The following is a 17,816-nucleotide window of genomic DNA, read 5'->3' as shown; positions in this document are numbered from 1 at the left end:
GTCCGGATCAGATCCCGGCCCACTCGAGCGCCGATCGCACGCGCGTGCGCACGTCGGCGGCGATCTCATCGACGGGCTGCGACGCGTCGACCACGAGGAAGCGGGCGGGCTCGGCGTCGGCGAGCGCGAGGAACTCGCGGCGCACGTTCTCGTGGAACTCCGCCTGCTCGGCCTCCAGCCGGTCGAACGGCCTGCCCTGTGCCTCGCGACGCTCGCGCGCGATGTCGGGGTCGAGGTCCAGCAGCACCGTGACGTCGGGGATCAGCCCTTCGACCGCCCACAGCGACAGCCTGCGCACCTCGTCCCGGCCGAGGACGCGGCCCGCGCCCTGGTAGGCCAGCGACGAGTCGAAGTACCGGTCCTGAATGACGATGTCACCGCGCTCGAGCGCGGGTCGCACGACCGTCGCGACGTGCTGCGCGCGATCGGCGGCGTAGAGCAGCGCCTCGGCGCGCGCGATGATCTCGCCGCGGTGGTGCAGCACGATGTCGCGAACGAGCCCGCCGACCTCGGTGCCGCCCGGCTCGCGCGTGCGCACGGTCGTGTAGCCCTCGGCCTCAAGCCACTCCTGCAGGCGCTCGGCCTGCGTGGACTTTCCGACGCCGTCTCCGCCCTCGAAGGTCACGAACACCCCCCGGGCGCGAGCGGGCGCCCCGTTGTCGAGCGTCACTTCTTCGCCGCCGTCTTCCGCGTCGTCGTCGTGCGCCGTGTGCGCTTGGGCGCCGGGCCCTTCGCGCGCTTCTCGGCGAGCAGTTGGACGGCCCGCTCGAAGGTGAGGTCGTCGACGCTCTCGCCGCGCGGGATGGTCGCGTTCGTCTCACCGTCGGTGACGTACGGGCCGAAGCGGCCATCCTTGAGCTTGATGGGCTTGCCGCTGGTCGGGTCGGCCTCGAACTCCTTGAGCGCGCTCGACGCGCCGCGCGCGCCGTACTTCGGCTGCGCGTAGATCGCGAGCGCCTCTTCGAGCGTGATGTCGAAGATCTGCTGCTCACCCTGCAGCGTGCGCGAGTCGGTGCCCTTCTTGAGGTACGGCCCGTACCGGCCGTTCTGCGCCGTGATGACGTCGCCCGTCTCGGGGTCCGTGCCGACGGCCCGCGGCAGCTCGAGCAGGCGGAGCGCCGTCTCGAGGTCGATCGTGTCGGGGCTCATCGACTTGAACAGCGATGCGGTGCGCGGCTTCGGCACGGCGTCCTTCTTCGCACCGCGCTTCTTGGGGGCGGGCTTCTCGGCTGCGGCATCCGTCGCACCGACTTCACCCGTCGCTGGGTCGACCGCGTCGGGATCGACCGGCTCCTCCTCCTGCACGTACGGGCCGAAGCGGCCGTCCTTCACGACGATGAGCTTGCCGTTGGCCGGGTTCTCGCCCAGCACGCGGTCGCCTGCGACGGGTGCCTCGATGAGCTCGCGCGCCTTCTCGGCGGTGAGCTCGTCGGGGGCGAGCCCCTCGGGGATGTTGACGTTGCGCGGCTTCGCGTCGGGGTCGGCCGGGTCGGTGACCTCGAGGTAGGGCCCGTACTTGCCGAAGCGGAGCGTGACGCCGTCGGAGATGCGGGTGGAGTTGAGCTCGCGCGCGTCGATCTCGCCGAGGTTGTCGACGATCCTGCGGAGTCCGACGTGCTCGTCCGAGCCGAAGTAGAACTCGTTGAGCCACTCGCTGCGCTCGCGCTCTCCGCGTGCGATCGCGTCGAGGTCGTCCTCGAGCTCGGCGGTGAAGTCGTAGTCGACGAGGTCGGAGAAGTGCTGCTCGAGCAGGCGCACGACGCTGAACGCGAGCCAGGTCGGAACGAGCGCCTGACCGCGCTTGGAGACGTACCCGCGGTCGAGGATCACGTCGATGATGCTCGCGAACGTCGACGGACGGCCGATGCCCTTCTCTTCGAGCGCCTTCACCAGGCTCGCCTCTGTGTACCGGGGCTTCGGGGTCGTCGTGTGGCCCTTCGCCTCGACGTCCTTGAGGCGCAGCGTGTCGCCGACGGCGAGCGCCGGGAGCGCCTGGTCGTCTGCCTTGTCGGCGTCGGCCCGCTTCTCGTCGCGGCCCTCCTCGTAGGCGTCGAGGAAGCCCTTGAAGGTGTAGACGGTGCCGGATGCCGTGAACTCGGCGCGCGCGCCGTCCGCATCGACCTCGAGCGTGACCGTCGTGGTCTCGTACTTGGCGTCGGACATCTGGCTCGCGAGCGTGCGCTTCCAGACGAGGTCGTAAAGTCGCTGCTCGTCGCGGTCCAGCTCGCCGGAAACCTGCGCAGGCGTGCGGAACTGCTCGCCCGACGGGCGGATCGCCTCGTGCGCCTCCTGCGCGTTCTTGCTGTTGTTGCGGTACACGCGCGGGTTCGGCGGAACGGCCTTGTCGCCGTAGAGCTCCACCGCCTGCGCGCGCGCCGCCTGCACGGCCTGCGTGCTCAGCGCCGTCGAGTCGGTGCGCATGTAAGTGATGTAGCCCTTCTCATAGAGACGCTGCGCGACGCTCATCGCGTGCTTGGCGCTCATGGAGAGCTTTCGGCCCGCCTCCTGCTGGAGCGTGGAGGTCGTGAACGGCGCACGAGGGCTGCGCGTGCCGGGCTTGGACTCGAGGTTCGAGACGGATGCCTCGCCCACCCGCGCGACGGCTTCGGCGAGTTCGCGCGCCTTCGCCTCGTCGAGGGCGAGCACCGCCTTCTTGAGCTGGCCCTTGTCGTCGAAGTCGGTGCCCCGGGCGAGGGTCGCGCCGTCCACGCGCGCGAGCCGCGCCGAGAACGACTCCCTCGAAGAGCCGTCGTCGCGCTTCTCGGCGAGCGTCTCGATGTCCCAGTAGGAGGCCGCGACGAACGCCATGCGCTCGCGCTCACGGTCGACGATGAGACGCGTCGCGGCGGACTGCACGCGGCCGGCGGACGTGCCCTGCTGCACCTTGTACCAGAGCACGGGGCTCACGTCCCACCCGTAGAGGCGGTCCACGACGCGGCGGGTCTCCTGCGCGTCGACGAGGGCCTGGTCCAGCTCGCGCGTGTTCTCGACGGCAGCCCGGATGGCGTCCTTCGTGATCTCGTGGAAGACCATGCGCTTGACGGGGACCTTGGGCTTGAGCACCTCGAGAAGGTGCCACGCGATGGCCTCGCCCTCGCGGTCCTCATCGGTGGCGAGCAGGACCTCGTCGGCATCCTTGAGCGCGCGCTTGAGCTCGGCGACCGTCTTGGCCTTGCGATCGTTGACGACGTAGTAGGGGTCGAAGCCGTGCTCGATGTCGATCGAGTACTTGCCGTAGGCCTCCTTCTTGTCGGCAGGGATGTCGCGCTTGTCGGCGAGGTCGCGGATGTGACCCACCGACGACAGCACCTCGTATCCGTCGCCCAGGTACGACTGGATCGACTTCATCTTCGTCGGGGACTCGACGATGACGAGCTTCTTGCCTTTGGCCAAGGGAGGCATCCTTTCTTCGACGCAAACCATACACTCCGCTCGCTGGGAACCGGACCGCGCTTCGCTCACGGCTGAGGTCCGGCCCTCGCCCACGCCGTGAGGTCGGACACGCCGAACGAGCCGGCCACGGACACCGTGGCGATCAGCCCGTCGACCTCGCACGACACGACTCGCGCGCCCGCAGCATCCGCGATCTCGGCTGCCCGATCGCATGCGATGCCACTCGCCGCACCCGACGCCGTGTCGGCCGCGGCGAGTGCCGCGGCGTCGGCGGCACCCGCGATCCGCTGGCTCGCGACCGCGGCGGCGGTGACGGCGCACAGGCCGACGGCGACGGATGCCGCGAACCCCACCACCCCCGCCGCGAGCACGGTGCCCGGCATGATTCACCGCCCTCCCGCGAGCGCGCAGCTCGCGGCCGACAGCGGCGGCAGGGCCGGGAGGCCGGCGGGCGCAGACGCGACGACGCACACGAGGTCGTCACGATGCTCGACGGATGCCTCGCCACCGGCGACCGCGCGGGCCACCACGGCCTCGGCTGACGCGACCGGCTCGCCGCGGGCGACGAGGCGAGCGGCGTCGGCGACCGCGTCCTGCAGGCGCACGTGGCGTGCGCCGGCCGCGAGCACCCCACCGGCGAACAGGAGGACCAGCGCGATGGCGGGCAGCGCGACCGCGAACTCGGCGACGATCGAGCCGCGGTCGCGGCGCGAGCCGCGTTCGGCGAGAGCGCGGATCACTCGACCGTGAGCGCCCGGCGCACGAGATCGGTGAGGATGCCGCGCACTTCATCGCTCCTCATGATCACGACCAGCAGTCCCGCGAATGCGACCGCGGCCATCGTCGCGATCGCGTACTCGGCCGTCGCAGCGCCGGTCTCATCGCCGAAGAGGTGCGCGGCGCGGCGCCGCGTGAGCGTCGGGAGCGGGATGCGGCGGAGCGGGCTCGGGTTGACGGACATGGGGGTTCCTCTCTATCGGTTGACCTATCGGTTGATCGGTTGCATCTTTCGGGCGGGCACATCAGGGAAGCGTGAGGTCGGTCGAGGACACCACGCTCAAGAACATCGGCACGACGCCGAGCAGCAGGAATGCCGGCAGCGTGCAGACTCCGAGCGGCAGGAGCAGGCGCGAAGAGAGCTGTGCGGCGTGCAGACGCCCTTCCACCCGGGCACGATGACGCTCGAGCTCCGCCTTCGCGCGGAGCAGCTCGACCGCCGGCACGCCCGCCGAGCGCGAGAGCGCGAGGATCTCGTCGACCGACGATGCGTCGTGCTTGCCCGGGGTTTCGGCCCGTGCGGCGTCGACCACGTCGCGCGCCCGATCGATCGAGACCCCGCCGCCCAGCGCGATCGCGAGCAGCTCGGCCCCGATTCCGGGCACGGATCCCTCATCGCCCGCACGACGGACGAGGCGCGCGTTCCACAGCCGGGCGGCCACGATGAGGGCGACACCGGCGCCGAGGCACGCGATCCCGAACGGGCTGCCGAGGAGCACGCCGATCGTGTCGAACCCGAGCACGATGCCGAGGGCGACCGCGACGAGCGGCAGCCAGCCCATGAGCCTGGCCGTCGCCGCCGGTTCGGCGAGCGCGACGCGCACTTCGTCGGCCGCCTCCTGCGCATCGCGCATCGAGGCGGCGATCGCGCGGAGCGTCTCAGCGAGGGGCGCTCCGACGACGGTCGCGACCGACCACGCTGCCGCCACGTCGATCCACCGTCCGCCCAGCGCAGCGATGGCCGTCGGAAGCGGAGCCCCGCGGTCGTGCGCCTCGTGCACCCGGACGGCACCCGGGTCGCCGGACTCTGCGAGGTGCTGCCACGCGCGGGCCGCCGTGACACCGGCGCCGAGCATCACCGCCAGCGTCAGGGCGGTGCCCGCGGCATCCGCCTCGTCGGATCGCGCGGCGGCACGTCGGATCAGGCCGCCCATGAGGCCTCCTCGATCGCGAGGCGCCCCGCGTCGTCGAGCACCGGCCGGCCCGCCGCAGCCCAGCGCCGACAGCCGTCAGGCGTGCGCTGGACATGGAGCACGACGCCGATCGCGCTCACGACCTGCCTGGCGAGCGCGCGATCGTCGAGGCCCGCGAGCGCGCCGAGCGCCTCGAGCCGCGCGGGGACGTCATGCAGCCCGTTGGCGTGCAGGGTGCCGGCGCCTCCGTCGTGTCCGGTGTTGAGGGCGGACAGCAGCTCGCGCACCTCGGCGCCCCGGCACTCGCCCACCACGAGGCGGTCGGGCCGCATGCGCAGCGCCTCGCGGACGAGCCGGTCGAGCGCGATGCCGCCGGTCCCTTCGAGGTTCGGCTGCCGCGCCTCGAGGCGCACATGGTGGGGGTGGTCGATGCCGAGCTCGGCGACGTCTTCGACGGTGACGATCCGCTCGGAGGGATCCGCGCTCGCGAGCAGTGCGGCCAGCAGCGTCGTCTTGCCCGCGCCCGCGGCGCCGGTCACGAGGACGTTCTCGCGCCGCCGGACGAGGTCTTCGAGCGCTGCGCGACCGCGCGTGTCGAACGCGCCCCGTGCCTCGAGATCGGCGAGCCGGGGACGCTCGATGCGCGGAACCCGGATCGAGATGACCGTCCCGTCCGGCGACACGGGCGGGAGGACGGCGTGCACGCGGACCCCGCCCTCGAGCCGCACGTCCACTGCCGGAGCGGCGTCGTCGAGGTGACGTCCGCCGACCGCGATGAGCGACACCGCGAGGTCGCGCACATCCTCCTCGGTCGCGCGCCACTCCGGCGCGCGGCGCGAGCCCTCGCCGCGATCGACGAACAGCCCCTGACCCGAGTTGATGAAGATGTCGGTCACCGATGGGTCGTCGAGGTATCGCTCGAACGGCTCGAGCGCCGGATGCCGCATCCGCCGCCCCGCGGACGGCTCCCCGCCCCCTGCCGCCGTCGGCGGCTCGACGGCGGCAGCGCTCATCCCCGCGCGGGGCTGGACGACGAACGGCTCGGGCATGCGTTCGACGCTAGGGAGGACGTCGCCGCGCAGGGCGCCTGGGCCGAGCATCCGGTGAAATCAGGCGTGTCGGCGCTCCTTGGGGAGGAGCGCTCGAATGCTGCGCGAAGAGATTAAGGGCGGCATCCCATGGGGGGAATGGGATGCCGCCGCGCGCGGCACCGCAGTTCGGGGGGTGCTTCGGGTGCCGCAATGCCAGAATCGATGTTCGGCCGTTGTTGAGCATACGCAAAATCCAGGCCGCCGACAAACAATTCCTGCACTCAGTACCGATATATCGGTTGAGTCTCAGACGCCGGGTGTCGAAGCGCGTCGCTGAGGTAGGTGAGTGCGGGGGGTCATAGGTAGATTGACCCTGTCGTCCGAGCCGTGCCGGCCAACGAGATCCGCGAAGGAGCGCTTCCGTATGAGCAGTCAGATCGACCACCTTCTGAACGAGTCACGACGGTTCGCGCCGCCTGAGGAGTTCGCTGCGAGTGCGATCGCGACCGCCGAGCTGTACGACCGCGCGAAGGCAGATCGCGAGGGCTTCTGGGCCGAGCAGGCGCGAGAGCTGCTGCACTGGCACAAGCCGTTCACCGAGGTCCTCGACTGGTCGAATCCGCCGTTCGCGAAGTGGTTCGCCGACGGCGAGCTCAACGTTGCGTACAACTGCCTCGACCGCCACGTGGAGGCAGGCAACGGCGATCGCGTCGCGCTCCTGTGGGAGGGCGAGCCCGGCGACGAGCGCCGCGTCACGTACGCCGAGCTCACCGACGAGGTCAAGCGGCTCGCGAACGTCCTCACCGGCCTCGGCGTCGGGCAGGGCGATCGCGTTGCGATCTACATGCCCGCGATCCCCGAGGCGATCGCGGCGATGCTCGCCGTCGTGCGGATCGGCGCCGTGCATTCCGTGGTGTTCGGCGGCTTCTCGGCCGACAGCCTGCGCGCGCGGCTCGACGACGCCGCCGCGAAGGTCGTCATCACCGCGGACGGCGGCTACCGCAAGGGGAAGGTCTCGCCCCTCAAGCCCGCCGTCGACCTCGCACTGGCCGACCGCAACGGCTCGGGTCCGCAGGAGACGGTCGAGAACGTCATCGTCGTCCGCCGCGGCGGCAACGACATCGACTGGGTCGAGGGTCGCGACATCTGGTGGCACGACGTCGTCTCGCAGGCGCCGGCCGAGCACGAGGCCCGGCCCTTCCCCGCCGAGAACCCGCTGTTCATCCTGTACACGTCGGGCACTACCGGAAAGCCCAAGGGCATCCTGCACACGACCGGGGGCTACCTCACGCAGTCGGCGTTCACCAACAAGGTCGTCCACGACGTGCACCCCGAGGACGATGTGTTCTGGTGCACGGCCGACATCGGGTGGGTCACCGGCCACTCGTACGTCACCTACGGTCCCCTCGCCAACGGCGCGACGCAGGTCCTCTACGAGGGCACACCCGACACGCCCCATCCGGGTCGCTGGTGGGAGATCGTGGAGAAGTACGGCGTCACGATCCTCTACACCGCGCCCACCGCGATCCGCTCGTTCATGAAGATCGGGCGCAAGGTCCCCAAGCGCTTCGACCTGTCGTCGCTGCGCCTGCTCGGGTCGGTCGGCGAGCCGATCAACCCCGAGGCGTGGATGTGGTACCGCAAGATCATCGGCGGCAAGGCGGCGCCGATCGTCGACACGTGGTGGCAGACCGAGACGGGGGCGATCATGATCTCCGCCCTGCCGGGTGTCACCGAGACGAAGCCCGGTGCGGCGCAGGTCGCGCTTCCGGGCGTCTCGGTCGACGTCGTCGACGAGGACGGCACGCACGTCGGCAACGGCAACGGCGGCCTGCTCGTCATCACCGAGCCGTGGCCGTCGATGCTGCGCGGCATCTGGGGCGACCCCGACCGCTTCGTCGAGACGTACTGGAAGAAGTTCGAGAAGCAGGGCTTCTACTTCGCCGGCGACGGCGCGCGCCTCGACGACGACGGGGAAGTGTGGCTCATGGGACGGGTCGACGACGTCATGAACGTGTCGGGCCACCGGCTCTCGACGACCGAGATCGAGTCGGCGCTCGTCGCGAACGAGGCCGTCGCGGAGGCCGCGGTGGTCGGGGCATCCGATGAGACCACCGGCCAGGCGGTCGTGGCGTTCGTCATCATCAAGGAGTCGTACCTCGCCGAGCACGCCCCCGAGGGACTCGCGAACACGCTGCGCCTGTGGGTCGGCGAGCAGATCGGCCCCATCGCGCGTCCGCGAGACGTCTACATCGTGGGCGAGCTGCCCAAGACGCGCTCGGGCAAGATCATGCGCCGCCTGCTGCGCGACGTCGCCGAGGGTCGCGAGGTCGGCGACACGACGACGCTCGCCGACACGGCCGTGATGAGCGTCATCTCGGCGCAGCTCAAGTAAACGAGAAGACGACCTCGACCTCGACCGGAGCGTCGAGCGGCAGCACGGGCACGCCGACCGCGGAGCGCGCGTGCCTTCCGGCTTCGCCGAAGATCTCGCCCAGCACTTCGCTCGCGCCGTTGACGACGCCGGGCTGGCCGGTGAACTCGGGCACGGATGCCACGAATCCCGTGACCTTGACGACACCGGTCAGCCGGTCGACTCCCCCGACAGCCGATGCGGCCGCCGCGAGCGCGTTGAGCGCGCATGTGCGGGCGTAGCCCTGGGCGTCGGATGCCGGGACGAGCCCGTGCCCGTCGCCGACCTTGCCCGCCGCGGGCAGCGAGCCCGACACCATCGGCAGCTGGCCCGCAGTGAAGACGAGGTCGCCGTGGACCTTCGCCGGGACGTAGGCCGCAACGGGCGGCACGACGTCGGGAAGGTCGATGCCGAGCTCCGCAAGGCGCTGCGAGACGCTCACCTCACGCCTCCCCGAACTGCTTGGCGGCCTCGGCCGCGGCGTCGAGCCCCGCGTTGGCGGCGCCGGTGCTCTCACCCACGGGGCGCTTGAGGTACGCGACGAGCCCGCCCTCAGGTCCTTGCACGACCTGCACGAGCTCCCAGCCCTGCTTGCCCCAGTTGTTGAGGATCGCGGCGGTGTTGTGGATGAGAAGGGGCGTGGTGAGGTACTCCCACGTGGTCATGCGGCTCCTCGAGAAGGCGTGGATGCGGGTTTCCGGGGATTCGGAGGCTGAGAAGTCGCCCGAGTGGGCACGTCCGCCAAGGCTTCGCCCAGCAACCTCCCCTACGATCGACCCTATGCCTGATACCAAACGGACTGCTAGCGGCGTGCTCGGAGGCCTCGCGGGACTCGCGGGCCTCAGCGCTGTAGCGGGGGTTCTGGTCACCCTCACCGTCACGCCGGCGATCGCCCTTTCCGGGGCGGCGGCCACGAGCGCGATCACGATGTTCGACAACCTGCCGAGCGTCCTCGAGATCGACAAGCTCATGCTGCCGACGACGCTGTACTACAAGAACCCCGACACGGGCGAGGACGTCGAGCTCGCGAAGTTCTACGACCAGAACCGGTCGCCGGTCAGCTACGAAGAGGTCGCCCCCGTCATGTACGACGCGATCCTCTCCAGTGAGGACCCGCGCTACTACCAGCACGGCGGCGTCGACCTGATCGGAACGACTCGTGCCCTCCTGTCGAACTTCCAGGGCGGCGGCGAGGTACAGGGTGGTTCGTCGATCAGCCAGCAGTACGTCAAGAACATCCTCATCCAGCGCTGCGAGCGCGATGCGAAGGCCGAGCCGGTCCTCGACGAGGCCGGCGAGCCCGTCGTGGACGAGGAAGGCAACCCGCAGGTCATCTCGCGTGAGCAGGTTCTGCTGAACTGCTGGACGGATGCCACGACCGCGTCGGGTATGGAGGGCTACCAGCGCAAGCTGCAGGAGATGCGCTACGCGATCTCGCTCGAGCAGCGCTACTCGAAGACCGACATCCTGCTCGGCTACCTCAACATCGCGAACTTCGGCGGCACGACCTACGGCGTCGACGCTGCGGCGAAGTACTATTTCGGCGTCGCGGCGAAGGATCTGACGCTCGGTCAGGCGGCCACACTCGCGGGCATCGTGCAGAACCCGAACTCGTACCGGATCGATCGCGCGGACGGCACGATGTTCGACGGTGACGGGAACGCCTACAACAAGGCGCCCGACGGCGTCGTCGACGACGTCGCGAAGCAGCAGGTCGGGGCGCTCAACTCGAAGCTCGCGAACGGCGAGATCACCGAAGAGCAGTACCTCGCGGCCGCCGACGGCTACTCGGCGACGAAGGGCCGTCAACTCTACGTGCTGAGCCGGATGCTCGACGACGGCAAGATCACCAAGGAGCAGTACGACGCCGCGGTGATCGAGCCGATCACGCCGAACATCAACCGCCCGACGACGGGTTGCGGCGCCGCCGGAAACGCCGCGTACTTCTGCCAGTACGTCAAGCGGATCGTCGAGACCGACCCGGCGTTCGGCGAGGACGACGAGGACCGCGCCAACATGCTCAAGCGCGGCGGTCTGAGCATCTACACCACGCTCGACCCGCGTGTCCAGAATCCTGCCGCCCAGGCAATGGCCGACTGGGCGCCGTCATCTGTCGAGGGCATGGTCGACGCGAACACCGGCAAATTCGGGTCGGCAGGCGTCAGCATCGAGGCGACGACGGGCCGTGTGCTCTCGATCGTGCAGAACACCAAGTTCTCCGAAGACGCGGCACTCGCGAACGACCCGAACTACAGCTCGCTGGTCTTCGCGGCCGACTACAACCACGGCCGGTCCGGCGGCTTTGAAGTGGGATCGACGTTCAAGCTCTTCACGCTCATCGACTGGCTCGAGAAGGGCCACTCGGTCAACGAGGTGGTGAACGGCAGCGTGCGGCCCATCAAGCGGATCACGAACAGCTGCAACAGCGACAACGGCGGGGCGCCCGGCGACTGGGTCAACCCCAACAACGTGATCGTCAAGAACTTCAACAACCAGCGCGGCTACGTCGGCACGCCGATGAAGTTCACCCGCGACTCGCTCAACACGGGCTTCTTCGCGATGGCCGAGAAGCTCGACCTGTGCGACATCAAGAACGTCGCGACGAAGATGGGCGTGACGCTCGGCAACGGCAGCCCTGTGAAGATGGACGACCTCTTCTCGATCATCGGCTCGAACAATGTCGCTCCGATGGCGATGGCGGGCGCCTACGGCACCGTCGCCAACAACGGCATCTACTGCGAGCCGCGCGCGATCGACAAGGTGATCGACGCGGACGGCAACGAGATCACGCCGCCGCAGACGACGTGCACGCAGGTGCTGGACCCGAAGGTCGCAGCCACCGCGGCGTACGCGCTGGAGGGCGTGATGAGGGGCGGAACCGGCAACCGGGCGAACCCGTACGACGGCGTCTCCGTGCTCGGAAAGACTGGTACGCACGAGAGCTGGCAGACGTGGCTCGTGCAGTCGTCCACGAAGGTCGCGACCGCGACGTGGGTCGGCAACTCGACTGGCAAGGGCGACATCTTCAAGCGCTGGCACAACGGCCAGAAGATGTCCGATCTGCGGTACATCATCTCGCGCGAGATGCAGCACGCCGCGAACCTCGCATACGGCGGCGACCGATTCGCGGAGCCGGATCGGGATCTGACGAGACAGGTCCTCACCGACCTGCCCAACGTGGTCGGCATGCCGGTCGACCAGGCGCGCCAGACGCTCGAGGACGCCGGCTTCGAAGTCATCGTCGGCGACCCGATCGACTCCCCTGAGGCCGAGGGCATCGTCGCGGCGCAGAACCCCGGTGCGGGCAAGGTCGCGGGCGGAACTCCTGTCACGATCAACCCCAGCAACGGGCAGGGCATCGCTGTGCCGGACGTCTCGGGCCGCCCGCTCGATGAGGCGGTCAGAGCCATCCAGCGCAGCGGCTTCGGCAATGTCCAGCCCGGCACCTGCACCGTCGACGACGGGGTGAACAACCCCCGCGCCACCGGCACGAGTCCCGCCGCCGGCTCGGTCGTGAACCGCAACACGCAGATCACGATCGACTACGCGGCCAATGACTGCGGCGGCGGAGGCGGCCCGGGCGGCGGAGGCGGCCCCGGCGGCGGGGGCGACTCCGGCGGCGACAACTAGTGGCAGCCCCGAACGTCAAGACCGCCCTCACCGCGCTCGGCGCGGTGGGGGCGGTCGGTGTCGGCGCCGCAGTGTGGGGCGTCGGCATCGAGCGCTACCTCTTCACGCTCCGCGAGCACGAGGTCGCGCTCCTGCCCGCCGGCTCCGCGCCGATCCGCGTCCTGCACCTGTCCGACGCGCACATGGCGCCGTGGCAGAGGCGCAAGCAGCGGTGGATCGCGTCGCTTGTCGACCTGCACCCGGATCTCATCGTGAACACGGGCGACAACCTCGGCCACGCGGACGGGTTGCGAGGGCTGCGGGCCGCGTTCGCGCCGTTCCGCGGCATCCCCGGCGTCTTCGTGCACGGCTCGAACGACCATACGGCCCCGTCACCGCGCAATCCGCTCAAGTACTTCACAGGGCCGTCGAGGATCAAGACCGAGGCAGAGCCGCTCGACACGGGCGCGCTCGACGAATACCTCACCGACGACCTCGGCTGGGCGGATCTCAACAACGCCGCCGCACGGCTCGAGGTCGCGGGGCTGACGATCGACGCGTTCGGCGTGAGCGACGCCCATCGCCGGTGGGATCGGCTCGACGTCGTCCCGGATGCGCTCGAAGAGGCGCGAGACGACGAGCCGTCCGAGCTCACGCTCGGCGTCACGCACGCCCCCTATCGCCGTGTGCTCGACGCGTTCACCGAGTTCGGCGCGGACATGCTCTTCGCGGGGCACACGCACGGCGGGCAGGTGCGCCTCCCCGGCGTCGGCGCGCTCGTCGCCAACTGCGACATCCCGCTGCGCCAGGCGCGGGGTCTGAGCGTGTGGAGCCACCGCGGAACGGACCTCCCGCTCAATGTGAGCGCCGGCCTCGGCCACTCGATCTACGCCCCCGTGCGGTTCGCGTGCCCGCCCGAGGCATCGCTCATCACCCTGGTGGCGAAGGACGCGCCCGGGCAGTCGGCTCGGTTCGGAGCACGCTCCGGGATCGGGTAGACTCGACGGGTTGCCACGGGGTGTGGCGCAGCTTGGTAGCGCGCTTCGTTCGGGACGAAGAGGCCGCAGGTTCAAATCCTGTCACCCCGACCAGATACCGAAACCGACGTCGAGGGAAGCGATGAGCCCGAAGCCCATCCGTCTCGTCTCGTTCGACCTCGACGACACGCTGGCGCCGTCGAAGAGCCCGATCGATCCGCGCATCGGCGACCAGCTCATCGCCCTGGCCGAGCGCGTCGAGGTCGCCGTCATCTCGGGCGGCCAGCTGGCGCAGTTCGAGAAGCAGGTCGTCGACCGGCTTCCGGATGCCCCGGCATCCGTCCTGTCCCACATCCACCTGCTGCCCACGTGCGGCACGCAGTACTACCGCGTGCGCGAGGGCGGCGTCGAGAAGATCTACGCGCACGCGCTGACTGACGACCAGAAGCGCCGCGCGATCTCGGCCCTCGAGTCCGAGGCGAAGCGGCTCGGCCTGTGGGAGACCGAGACGTGGGGCGACATCATCGAGGACCGCGGCTCGCAGATCACGTTCTCGGCACTGGGCCAGAGCGCTCCGCTGGAGGCGAAGACGGCGTGGGATCCCACGGGCGCCAAGAAGAACGCCCTCCGCCAGGCGGTCGCATCGCTCCTCCCCGACCTCGAGGTGCGCTCCGGCGGAACGACCTCGGTCGACATCACGCACGAGGGGATCGACAAGGCCTACGGCATGCGCCGGCTCGCAGAGCAGACGGGCATCCCGCTCGACGAGATGCTGTTCGTCGGCGACCGTCTCGACCCCGACGGCAACGACTACCCCGTGCTTGCGATGGGCGTGCCGTGTCAGGCCGTGGAGGGCTGGGAGGACACGGCAGAGTTCCTCGACCGGCTCATTCCGACGCTGCCGGAACGCTGACCGCCCGGTTCTCCTGCCCGACCGGCACCAGTCGGGTGAGCTGGGTCACGTGCTTCGGCTCGAGCTCTTCGAGCGACGCGACCCCGAGCAGCTTCATCGTGCGCTCGATCTCGTTGCGCAGGATCGCGATCGTCTTGTCGACTCCGGCGCGTCCACCGGCCATAAGTCCGTAGAGATAGGCGCGGCCGACGAGCGCGAACTTCGCGCCGAGCGCGACGGATGCCACGATGTCGGCGCCGTTCATGATGCCGGTGTCGATCATGACGGTCGCGTCCCGTCCGACTTCGCGCACGACGTGCGGCAGCAGGTGGAACGGCACGGGCGCCCGATCGAGCTGGCGCCCTCCGTGGTTGGACAGCACGATGCCGTCGACGCCGAGGTCGACGAGGCGCTTCGCATCCTCGACGTTCTGCACGCCCTTCACGACAACCTGGCCGGGCCACAGGTCGCGGATGACCGCGAGATCTTCGTAGCTGATCGTGGGGTCCATCGCCGCGTCGAGCAGCTCGCCCACCGTGCCGCCCGTCGTCGACAGCGACGCGAATTCGAGCTTGGGCGTCGTGAGGAAGTCGAACCACCACCACGGCCGCGGGATCGCGTCGATGATCGTCGTCAGCGTGAGCTGGGGCGGAATCGAGAAGCCGTTGCGCTTGTCGCGCAGCCGGGCGCCCGCGACGGGCGTGTCGACCGTGAACATGATCGTGTCGAAGCCGGCCGCCGCGGCGCGCTTCGCGAGACCGTACGAGATCTCGCGGTCGCGCATGACGTACAGCTGGAACCAGTTTCGCCCGTTCTGGTTGGCGGCCCGGACGTCTTCGATCGAGGTCGTGCCGAGCGTCGACAGCGTGAACGGAATGCCCGCGGCGCCGGCGGCGGATGCCCCGGCCGACTCGCCCTCGGTCTGCATGAGCCGCGCGAACCCGGTCGGCGCGATGCCGAACGGCATCGTCGACGGTCCGCCGAGGATCGTCGTCGACATGTCGACGGACTCCGCCGGCCGCAGGATCGACGGGTGGAACTCGATGTCTTCGAACGCCTGCCGCGCACGTGCGAGAGACAACTCACCCTCGGCCGCTCCGTCGGTGTAGTCGAATGCGGCCCGCGGCGTGCGGCGCTGGGCGATCGCCCGCAGGTCGGAGATCGTGAGGGCCTTGTCGAGCCGCCGCCGGCGCGCGTTGAGATCGGGCCGCTTGAACTGCATGAGCTCCATGAGCTCGGAGATCTTGGGCAGCTGTCGCTTGACCATGCGTGATACCTCTCGTCAGCCGCGCCGTCAGGCGTGCGGACGCGTGTTCTCGTAGTAGTGCGTGATGTGGTCGCGCACGCGGCGGGCCGCGGCATCCGCATCGTGCGCGTTGATCGCGTCGAGGACGCCGCGGTGCTCGGTGCGCAGTCGCCCTGCCTCTGCAGACCAGTCGGGGATGCTCTCGACCGCCGCGCGCACGTAGCCCTCGATGGACGCGCGCAGACCCTCCATCGTCGCCGCGACGACGAGATTGCCGGACGCCTGCGCCAGCGCCACATGGAACGCGGCGTCGAGCGCGAGGAAGTCGCCCGGTGTGAGCTCGCCGTCGTCCATCGCATCGAGCGTCTCGACCGCGGCGGACAGATCGGGCTCGGATGCGCCGGCCAGCGTGCGGGCGACCCACTCCTCCAGAACGAGCCGCGTCGCGACGACATCGGCGATCGGAAGCCCCTGGGCGGCGACCTGAAGCCGCAGGAGCGCCGAGAAGCCTCCCGTTGGGGATGCGATCACGATGGCGCCCGCGTTCGGCCCTGAGCCCGTGCCGGTGCGGATGAGCCCCATGACCTCGAGCACGCGCAGCGCCTCTCGGACGCTCGAGCGCCCCACCCCGAGCTGGGCGACCAGGTCGCGCTCGGATGGCAGCCGATCTCCTGGGCGGAGCCTGCCTGCGGCCATGTCGGCCTCGATCGTGTCGAGGACCGTCCGCCATGCCCGCGCCTGTTCCGCCACGTGACCTCCTTTGGTCTGACCACACTACGCGAGCGCCCGGGGCGGTGCAACCCGATACTCTGGCGCCATGGATCCCCTCGTCCTCGTCCTCGTCGTCGCGGGCGTCGCGTGCGCCTTCTGCTGGATCACGTCCCTCATCACGAAGGAGACATCGTGGGTCGACCGGCTGTGGTCGATCGTGCCGTTCGTGTACGTGTGGATCTTCGCGATCGCCGGCATCCTCGCGGGCGTCGACGCGACCCGTCTCATCGTGATGGCCGTGCTCGCCACCCTGTGGGGCGTGCGCCTCACCTACAACTTCGCGCGCAAGGGCGGCTACACCGGCATGGAGGACTACCGGTGGGCGATCCTGCGGGCGCGCATGAAGCCGTGGCAGTTCCAGCTGTTCAATCTGTTCTTCATCGTGCTGTACCAGAACGCCCTGCTCGTGCTCATCACGCTTCCGGCCTATATCGCGTACCTCAATCCGGCGGCATTCACCGGATGGGACGCCGCCTTCGCCGCGCTGCTCATCGCGTTCCTGGTCGGGGAGTTCGTCGCCGACCAGCAGCAGTGGGAGTTCCACCAGGCCAAGAAGGCGGCCGGCGGCCACCTCGAGCCCGGGTTCGTCACGACGGGCCTGTGGCGGTTCAGCCGTCACCCGAACTTCTTCTTCGAGCAGGCGCAGTGGTGGACGTTCTACGCGCTCGGCGCGACAGCGGCCGTGGCATCCGGTCTCGGCTTCTGGGGCGGCGCGTTCAACTGGACGATCCTCGGGGCATTCCTGCTCACGGTGCTGTTCATCGGCTCGACGATCTTCACGGAGTCGATCTCGGCGTCGAAGTACCCCGCGTACGGCGACTACAGGCGCACGACGTCGATGATCGTGCCGCTGCCGCCCCGTCGTCGGCGCGAAGCCGAGGCGCACGCCTAGCCCAGGCGGGGGCGCCTAGCCCAGGCGCCCGCCCGACTCGCGGAGGTAGCACTCCGCGCACATCGACTCGTACGTGACGCGGTCGGCCGACAGCTCGTCGATCGCGACCTGGTCGCCGTCGAACACGAACCGGCCTCCGACGAGTCGCGCGTTGAAGATCGCCTTGCGGCCGCACCGACAGATCGTCTTGAGCTCTTCGAGGGTGTGCGCGAGCTCGAGCAGCCGGCGCGAGCCGGGGAAGGCCTGCGTCCGGAAGTCCGTGCGGATGCCGTACGCGAGCACCGGAACGGCGTCGAGCACGACGATCCGCAGAAGGTCGTCGACCTGCTCCCGAGTGAGGAACTGGGCCTCGTCGATGAGGAGGCACGCCACGTCGATCGACATGCCGCCGTGGTCGGGGATGAGCGTATCGACCTCGGCGCGATGCAGCCTCGAGCGGTGCTCCGCGAACAGCGAGCGCACGTCGTCGCCGGGCCGGATGAGGAAGTCGACGTCGCGCGTCACGCCGAGCCGGCTCGTGATCTGCTCAGCGCCCTTCGTGTCGATCGCGGGCTTGGCCAGCAGCACGTGCTGCCCGCGCTCCTCGTAGTTGTACGCGGCCTGCAGGAGAGCCGTCGACTTGCCGGAGTTCATCGCCCCGTAGCGGAAGTAGAGCTTGGCCACGAACCGAGCGTAGTCGCCC

At 69.7% G+C, this 17,816-nt stretch carries 17 protein-coding genes and 1 tRNA gene; 6 read left to right on the top strand and 12 right to left on the bottom strand.

Features of this window, described 5'->3' with window-relative positions:
- Positions 1–7: 7 nt before the first annotated feature.
- The 7 genes from tmk to BJ991_RS07620 all read right to left on the bottom strand — a co-directional run bounded on the left by tmk (position 8) and on the right by BJ991_RS07620 (position 6,352).
- The gene (gene tmk, locus BJ991_RS07650) at positions 8–670 is read right to left on the bottom strand and encodes a dTMP kinase (protein WP_179488907.1); all 663 of its coding nucleotides are present in this window, start codon (positions 668–670) and stop codon (positions 8–10) included.
- Positions 667–3,393: a type I DNA topoisomerase gene (gene topA, locus BJ991_RS07645; RefSeq protein WP_179488905.1), complete on the bottom strand. Its 2,727-nt coding sequence runs from the start codon at positions 3,391–3,393 to the stop codon at positions 667–669. Before topA ends, tmk begins: the two co-directional genes overlap by 4 nt.
- A gap of 65 nt (positions 3,394–3,458) precedes the next feature.
- Positions 3,459–3,776 carry an Rv3654c family TadE-like protein gene (locus tag BJ991_RS07640; protein WP_179488903.1) on the bottom strand — a complete coding sequence of 106 codons (318 nt, stop codon included), beginning with the start codon at positions 3,774–3,776 and terminating at the stop codon, positions 3,459–3,461.
- A gap of 3 nt (positions 3,777–3,779) precedes the next feature.
- Positions 3,780–4,133, bottom strand: coding sequence for a TadE family type IV pilus minor pilin (locus BJ991_RS07635; RefSeq protein ID WP_343048679.1), 354 nt, complete (start codon positions 4,131–4,133; stop codon positions 3,780–3,782).
- Entirely contained in the window at positions 4,130–4,354 is a 225-nt protein-coding gene (locus tag BJ991_RS07630; RefSeq protein ID WP_179488901.1) for a DUF4244 domain-containing protein, read from the bottom strand. Before BJ991_RS07630 ends, BJ991_RS07635 begins: the two co-directional genes overlap by 4 nt.
- A gap of 61 nt (positions 4,355–4,415) precedes the next feature.
- Positions 4,416–5,324, bottom strand: coding sequence for a type II secretion system F family protein (locus BJ991_RS07625; RefSeq protein WP_179488899.1), 909 nt, complete (start codon positions 5,322–5,324; stop codon positions 4,416–4,418).
- A complete protein-coding gene (locus tag BJ991_RS07620) occupies positions 5,312–6,352 on the bottom strand; it encodes a TadA family conjugal transfer-associated ATPase (protein ID WP_179488896.1) in 1,041 nt (346 codons plus the stop codon). Before BJ991_RS07620 ends, BJ991_RS07625 begins: the two co-directional genes overlap by 13 nt.
- Before the next feature lie 406 nt (positions 6,353–6,758).
- Here BJ991_RS07620 and acs point away from each other — a divergent pair, with 406 nt between their 5' ends.
- Entirely contained in the window at positions 6,759–8,729 is a 1,971-nt protein-coding gene (acs, locus tag BJ991_RS07615) for an acetate--CoA ligase (protein WP_179488894.1), read from the top strand.
- Here the strand turns inward: acs and BJ991_RS07610 are convergent.
- Both BJ991_RS07610 and sp36 read right to left on the bottom strand, forming a co-directional pair.
- Positions 8,722–9,189 (bottom strand): Atu1372/SO_1960 family protein, encoded by a 468-nt coding sequence (locus BJ991_RS07610; RefSeq protein ID WP_179488892.1) that lies wholly within the window; start codon positions 9,187–9,189, stop codon positions 8,722–8,724. The two genes, acs and BJ991_RS07610, sit on opposite strands and share 8 nt — an antisense overlap.
- A gap of 1 nt (position 9,190) precedes the next feature.
- A complete protein-coding gene (gene sp36, locus BJ991_RS07605; protein ID WP_179488890.1) occupies positions 9,191–9,412 on the bottom strand; it encodes a Sp36 family protein in 222 nt (73 codons plus the stop codon).
- 115 nt (positions 9,413–9,527) lie between these two features.
- Between sp36 and BJ991_RS07600 the strand changes: the two genes are divergently transcribed.
- The 4 genes from BJ991_RS07600 (at position 9,528) to BJ991_RS07585 (ending at position 14,246) form a co-directional block, all read left to right on the top strand.
- Positions 9,528–12,377, top strand: coding sequence for a transglycosylase domain-containing protein (locus tag BJ991_RS07600; protein WP_179488888.1), 2,850 nt, complete (start codon positions 9,528–9,530; stop codon positions 12,375–12,377).
- A complete protein-coding gene (locus BJ991_RS07595; RefSeq protein WP_179488886.1) occupies positions 12,377–13,354 on the top strand; it encodes a metallophosphoesterase in 978 nt (325 codons plus the stop codon). The genes BJ991_RS07600 and BJ991_RS07595 overlap by 1 nt, the downstream gene beginning before the upstream one ends.
- Positions 13,355–13,370: 16 nt before the next feature.
- Positions 13,371–13,447: transfer RNA gene (locus BJ991_RS07590), tRNA-Pro, on the top strand.
- Between the two features lie 28 nt (positions 13,448–13,475).
- Positions 13,476–14,246 (top strand): HAD-IIB family hydrolase, encoded by a 771-nt coding sequence (locus BJ991_RS07585; RefSeq protein ID WP_179488884.1) that lies wholly within the window; start codon positions 13,476–13,478, stop codon positions 14,244–14,246.
- Here the strand turns inward: BJ991_RS07585 and BJ991_RS07580 are convergent.
- A complete protein-coding gene (locus BJ991_RS07580) occupies positions 14,221–15,492 on the bottom strand; it encodes an alpha-hydroxy acid oxidase (RefSeq protein ID WP_179488882.1) in 1,272 nt (423 codons plus the stop codon). The genes BJ991_RS07585 and BJ991_RS07580 overlap by 26 nt on opposite strands.
- A gap of 27 nt (positions 15,493–15,519) precedes the next feature.
- On the bottom strand, positions 15,520–16,221 hold the full coding sequence (locus BJ991_RS07575; RefSeq protein WP_179488880.1) for an FCD domain-containing protein: 702 nt from the start codon (positions 16,219–16,221) through the stop codon (positions 15,520–15,522).
- Positions 16,222–16,288: 67 nt separating this feature from the next.
- Between BJ991_RS07575 and BJ991_RS07570 the strand changes: the two genes are divergently transcribed.
- On the top strand, positions 16,289–17,134 hold the full coding sequence (locus tag BJ991_RS07570) for a DUF1295 domain-containing protein (RefSeq protein ID WP_179488878.1): 846 nt from the start codon (positions 16,289–16,291) through the stop codon (positions 17,132–17,134).
- A gap of 15 nt (positions 17,135–17,149) precedes the next feature.
- Here the strand turns inward: BJ991_RS07570 and BJ991_RS07565 are convergent, their stop codons facing one another.
- Positions 17,150–17,797: a thymidine kinase gene (locus BJ991_RS07565; RefSeq protein ID WP_179488876.1), complete on the bottom strand. Its 648-nt coding sequence runs from the start codon at positions 17,795–17,797 to the stop codon at positions 17,150–17,152.
- Positions 17,798–17,816 lie beyond the last annotated feature (19 nt).

This window comes from Microbacterium immunditiarum (assembly GCF_013409785.1).
GTDB lineage: Bacteria > Actinomycetota > Actinomycetes > Actinomycetales > Microbacteriaceae > Microbacterium > Microbacterium immunditiarum.
This window is presented reverse-complemented; position numbering and strand designations above follow the sequence as displayed.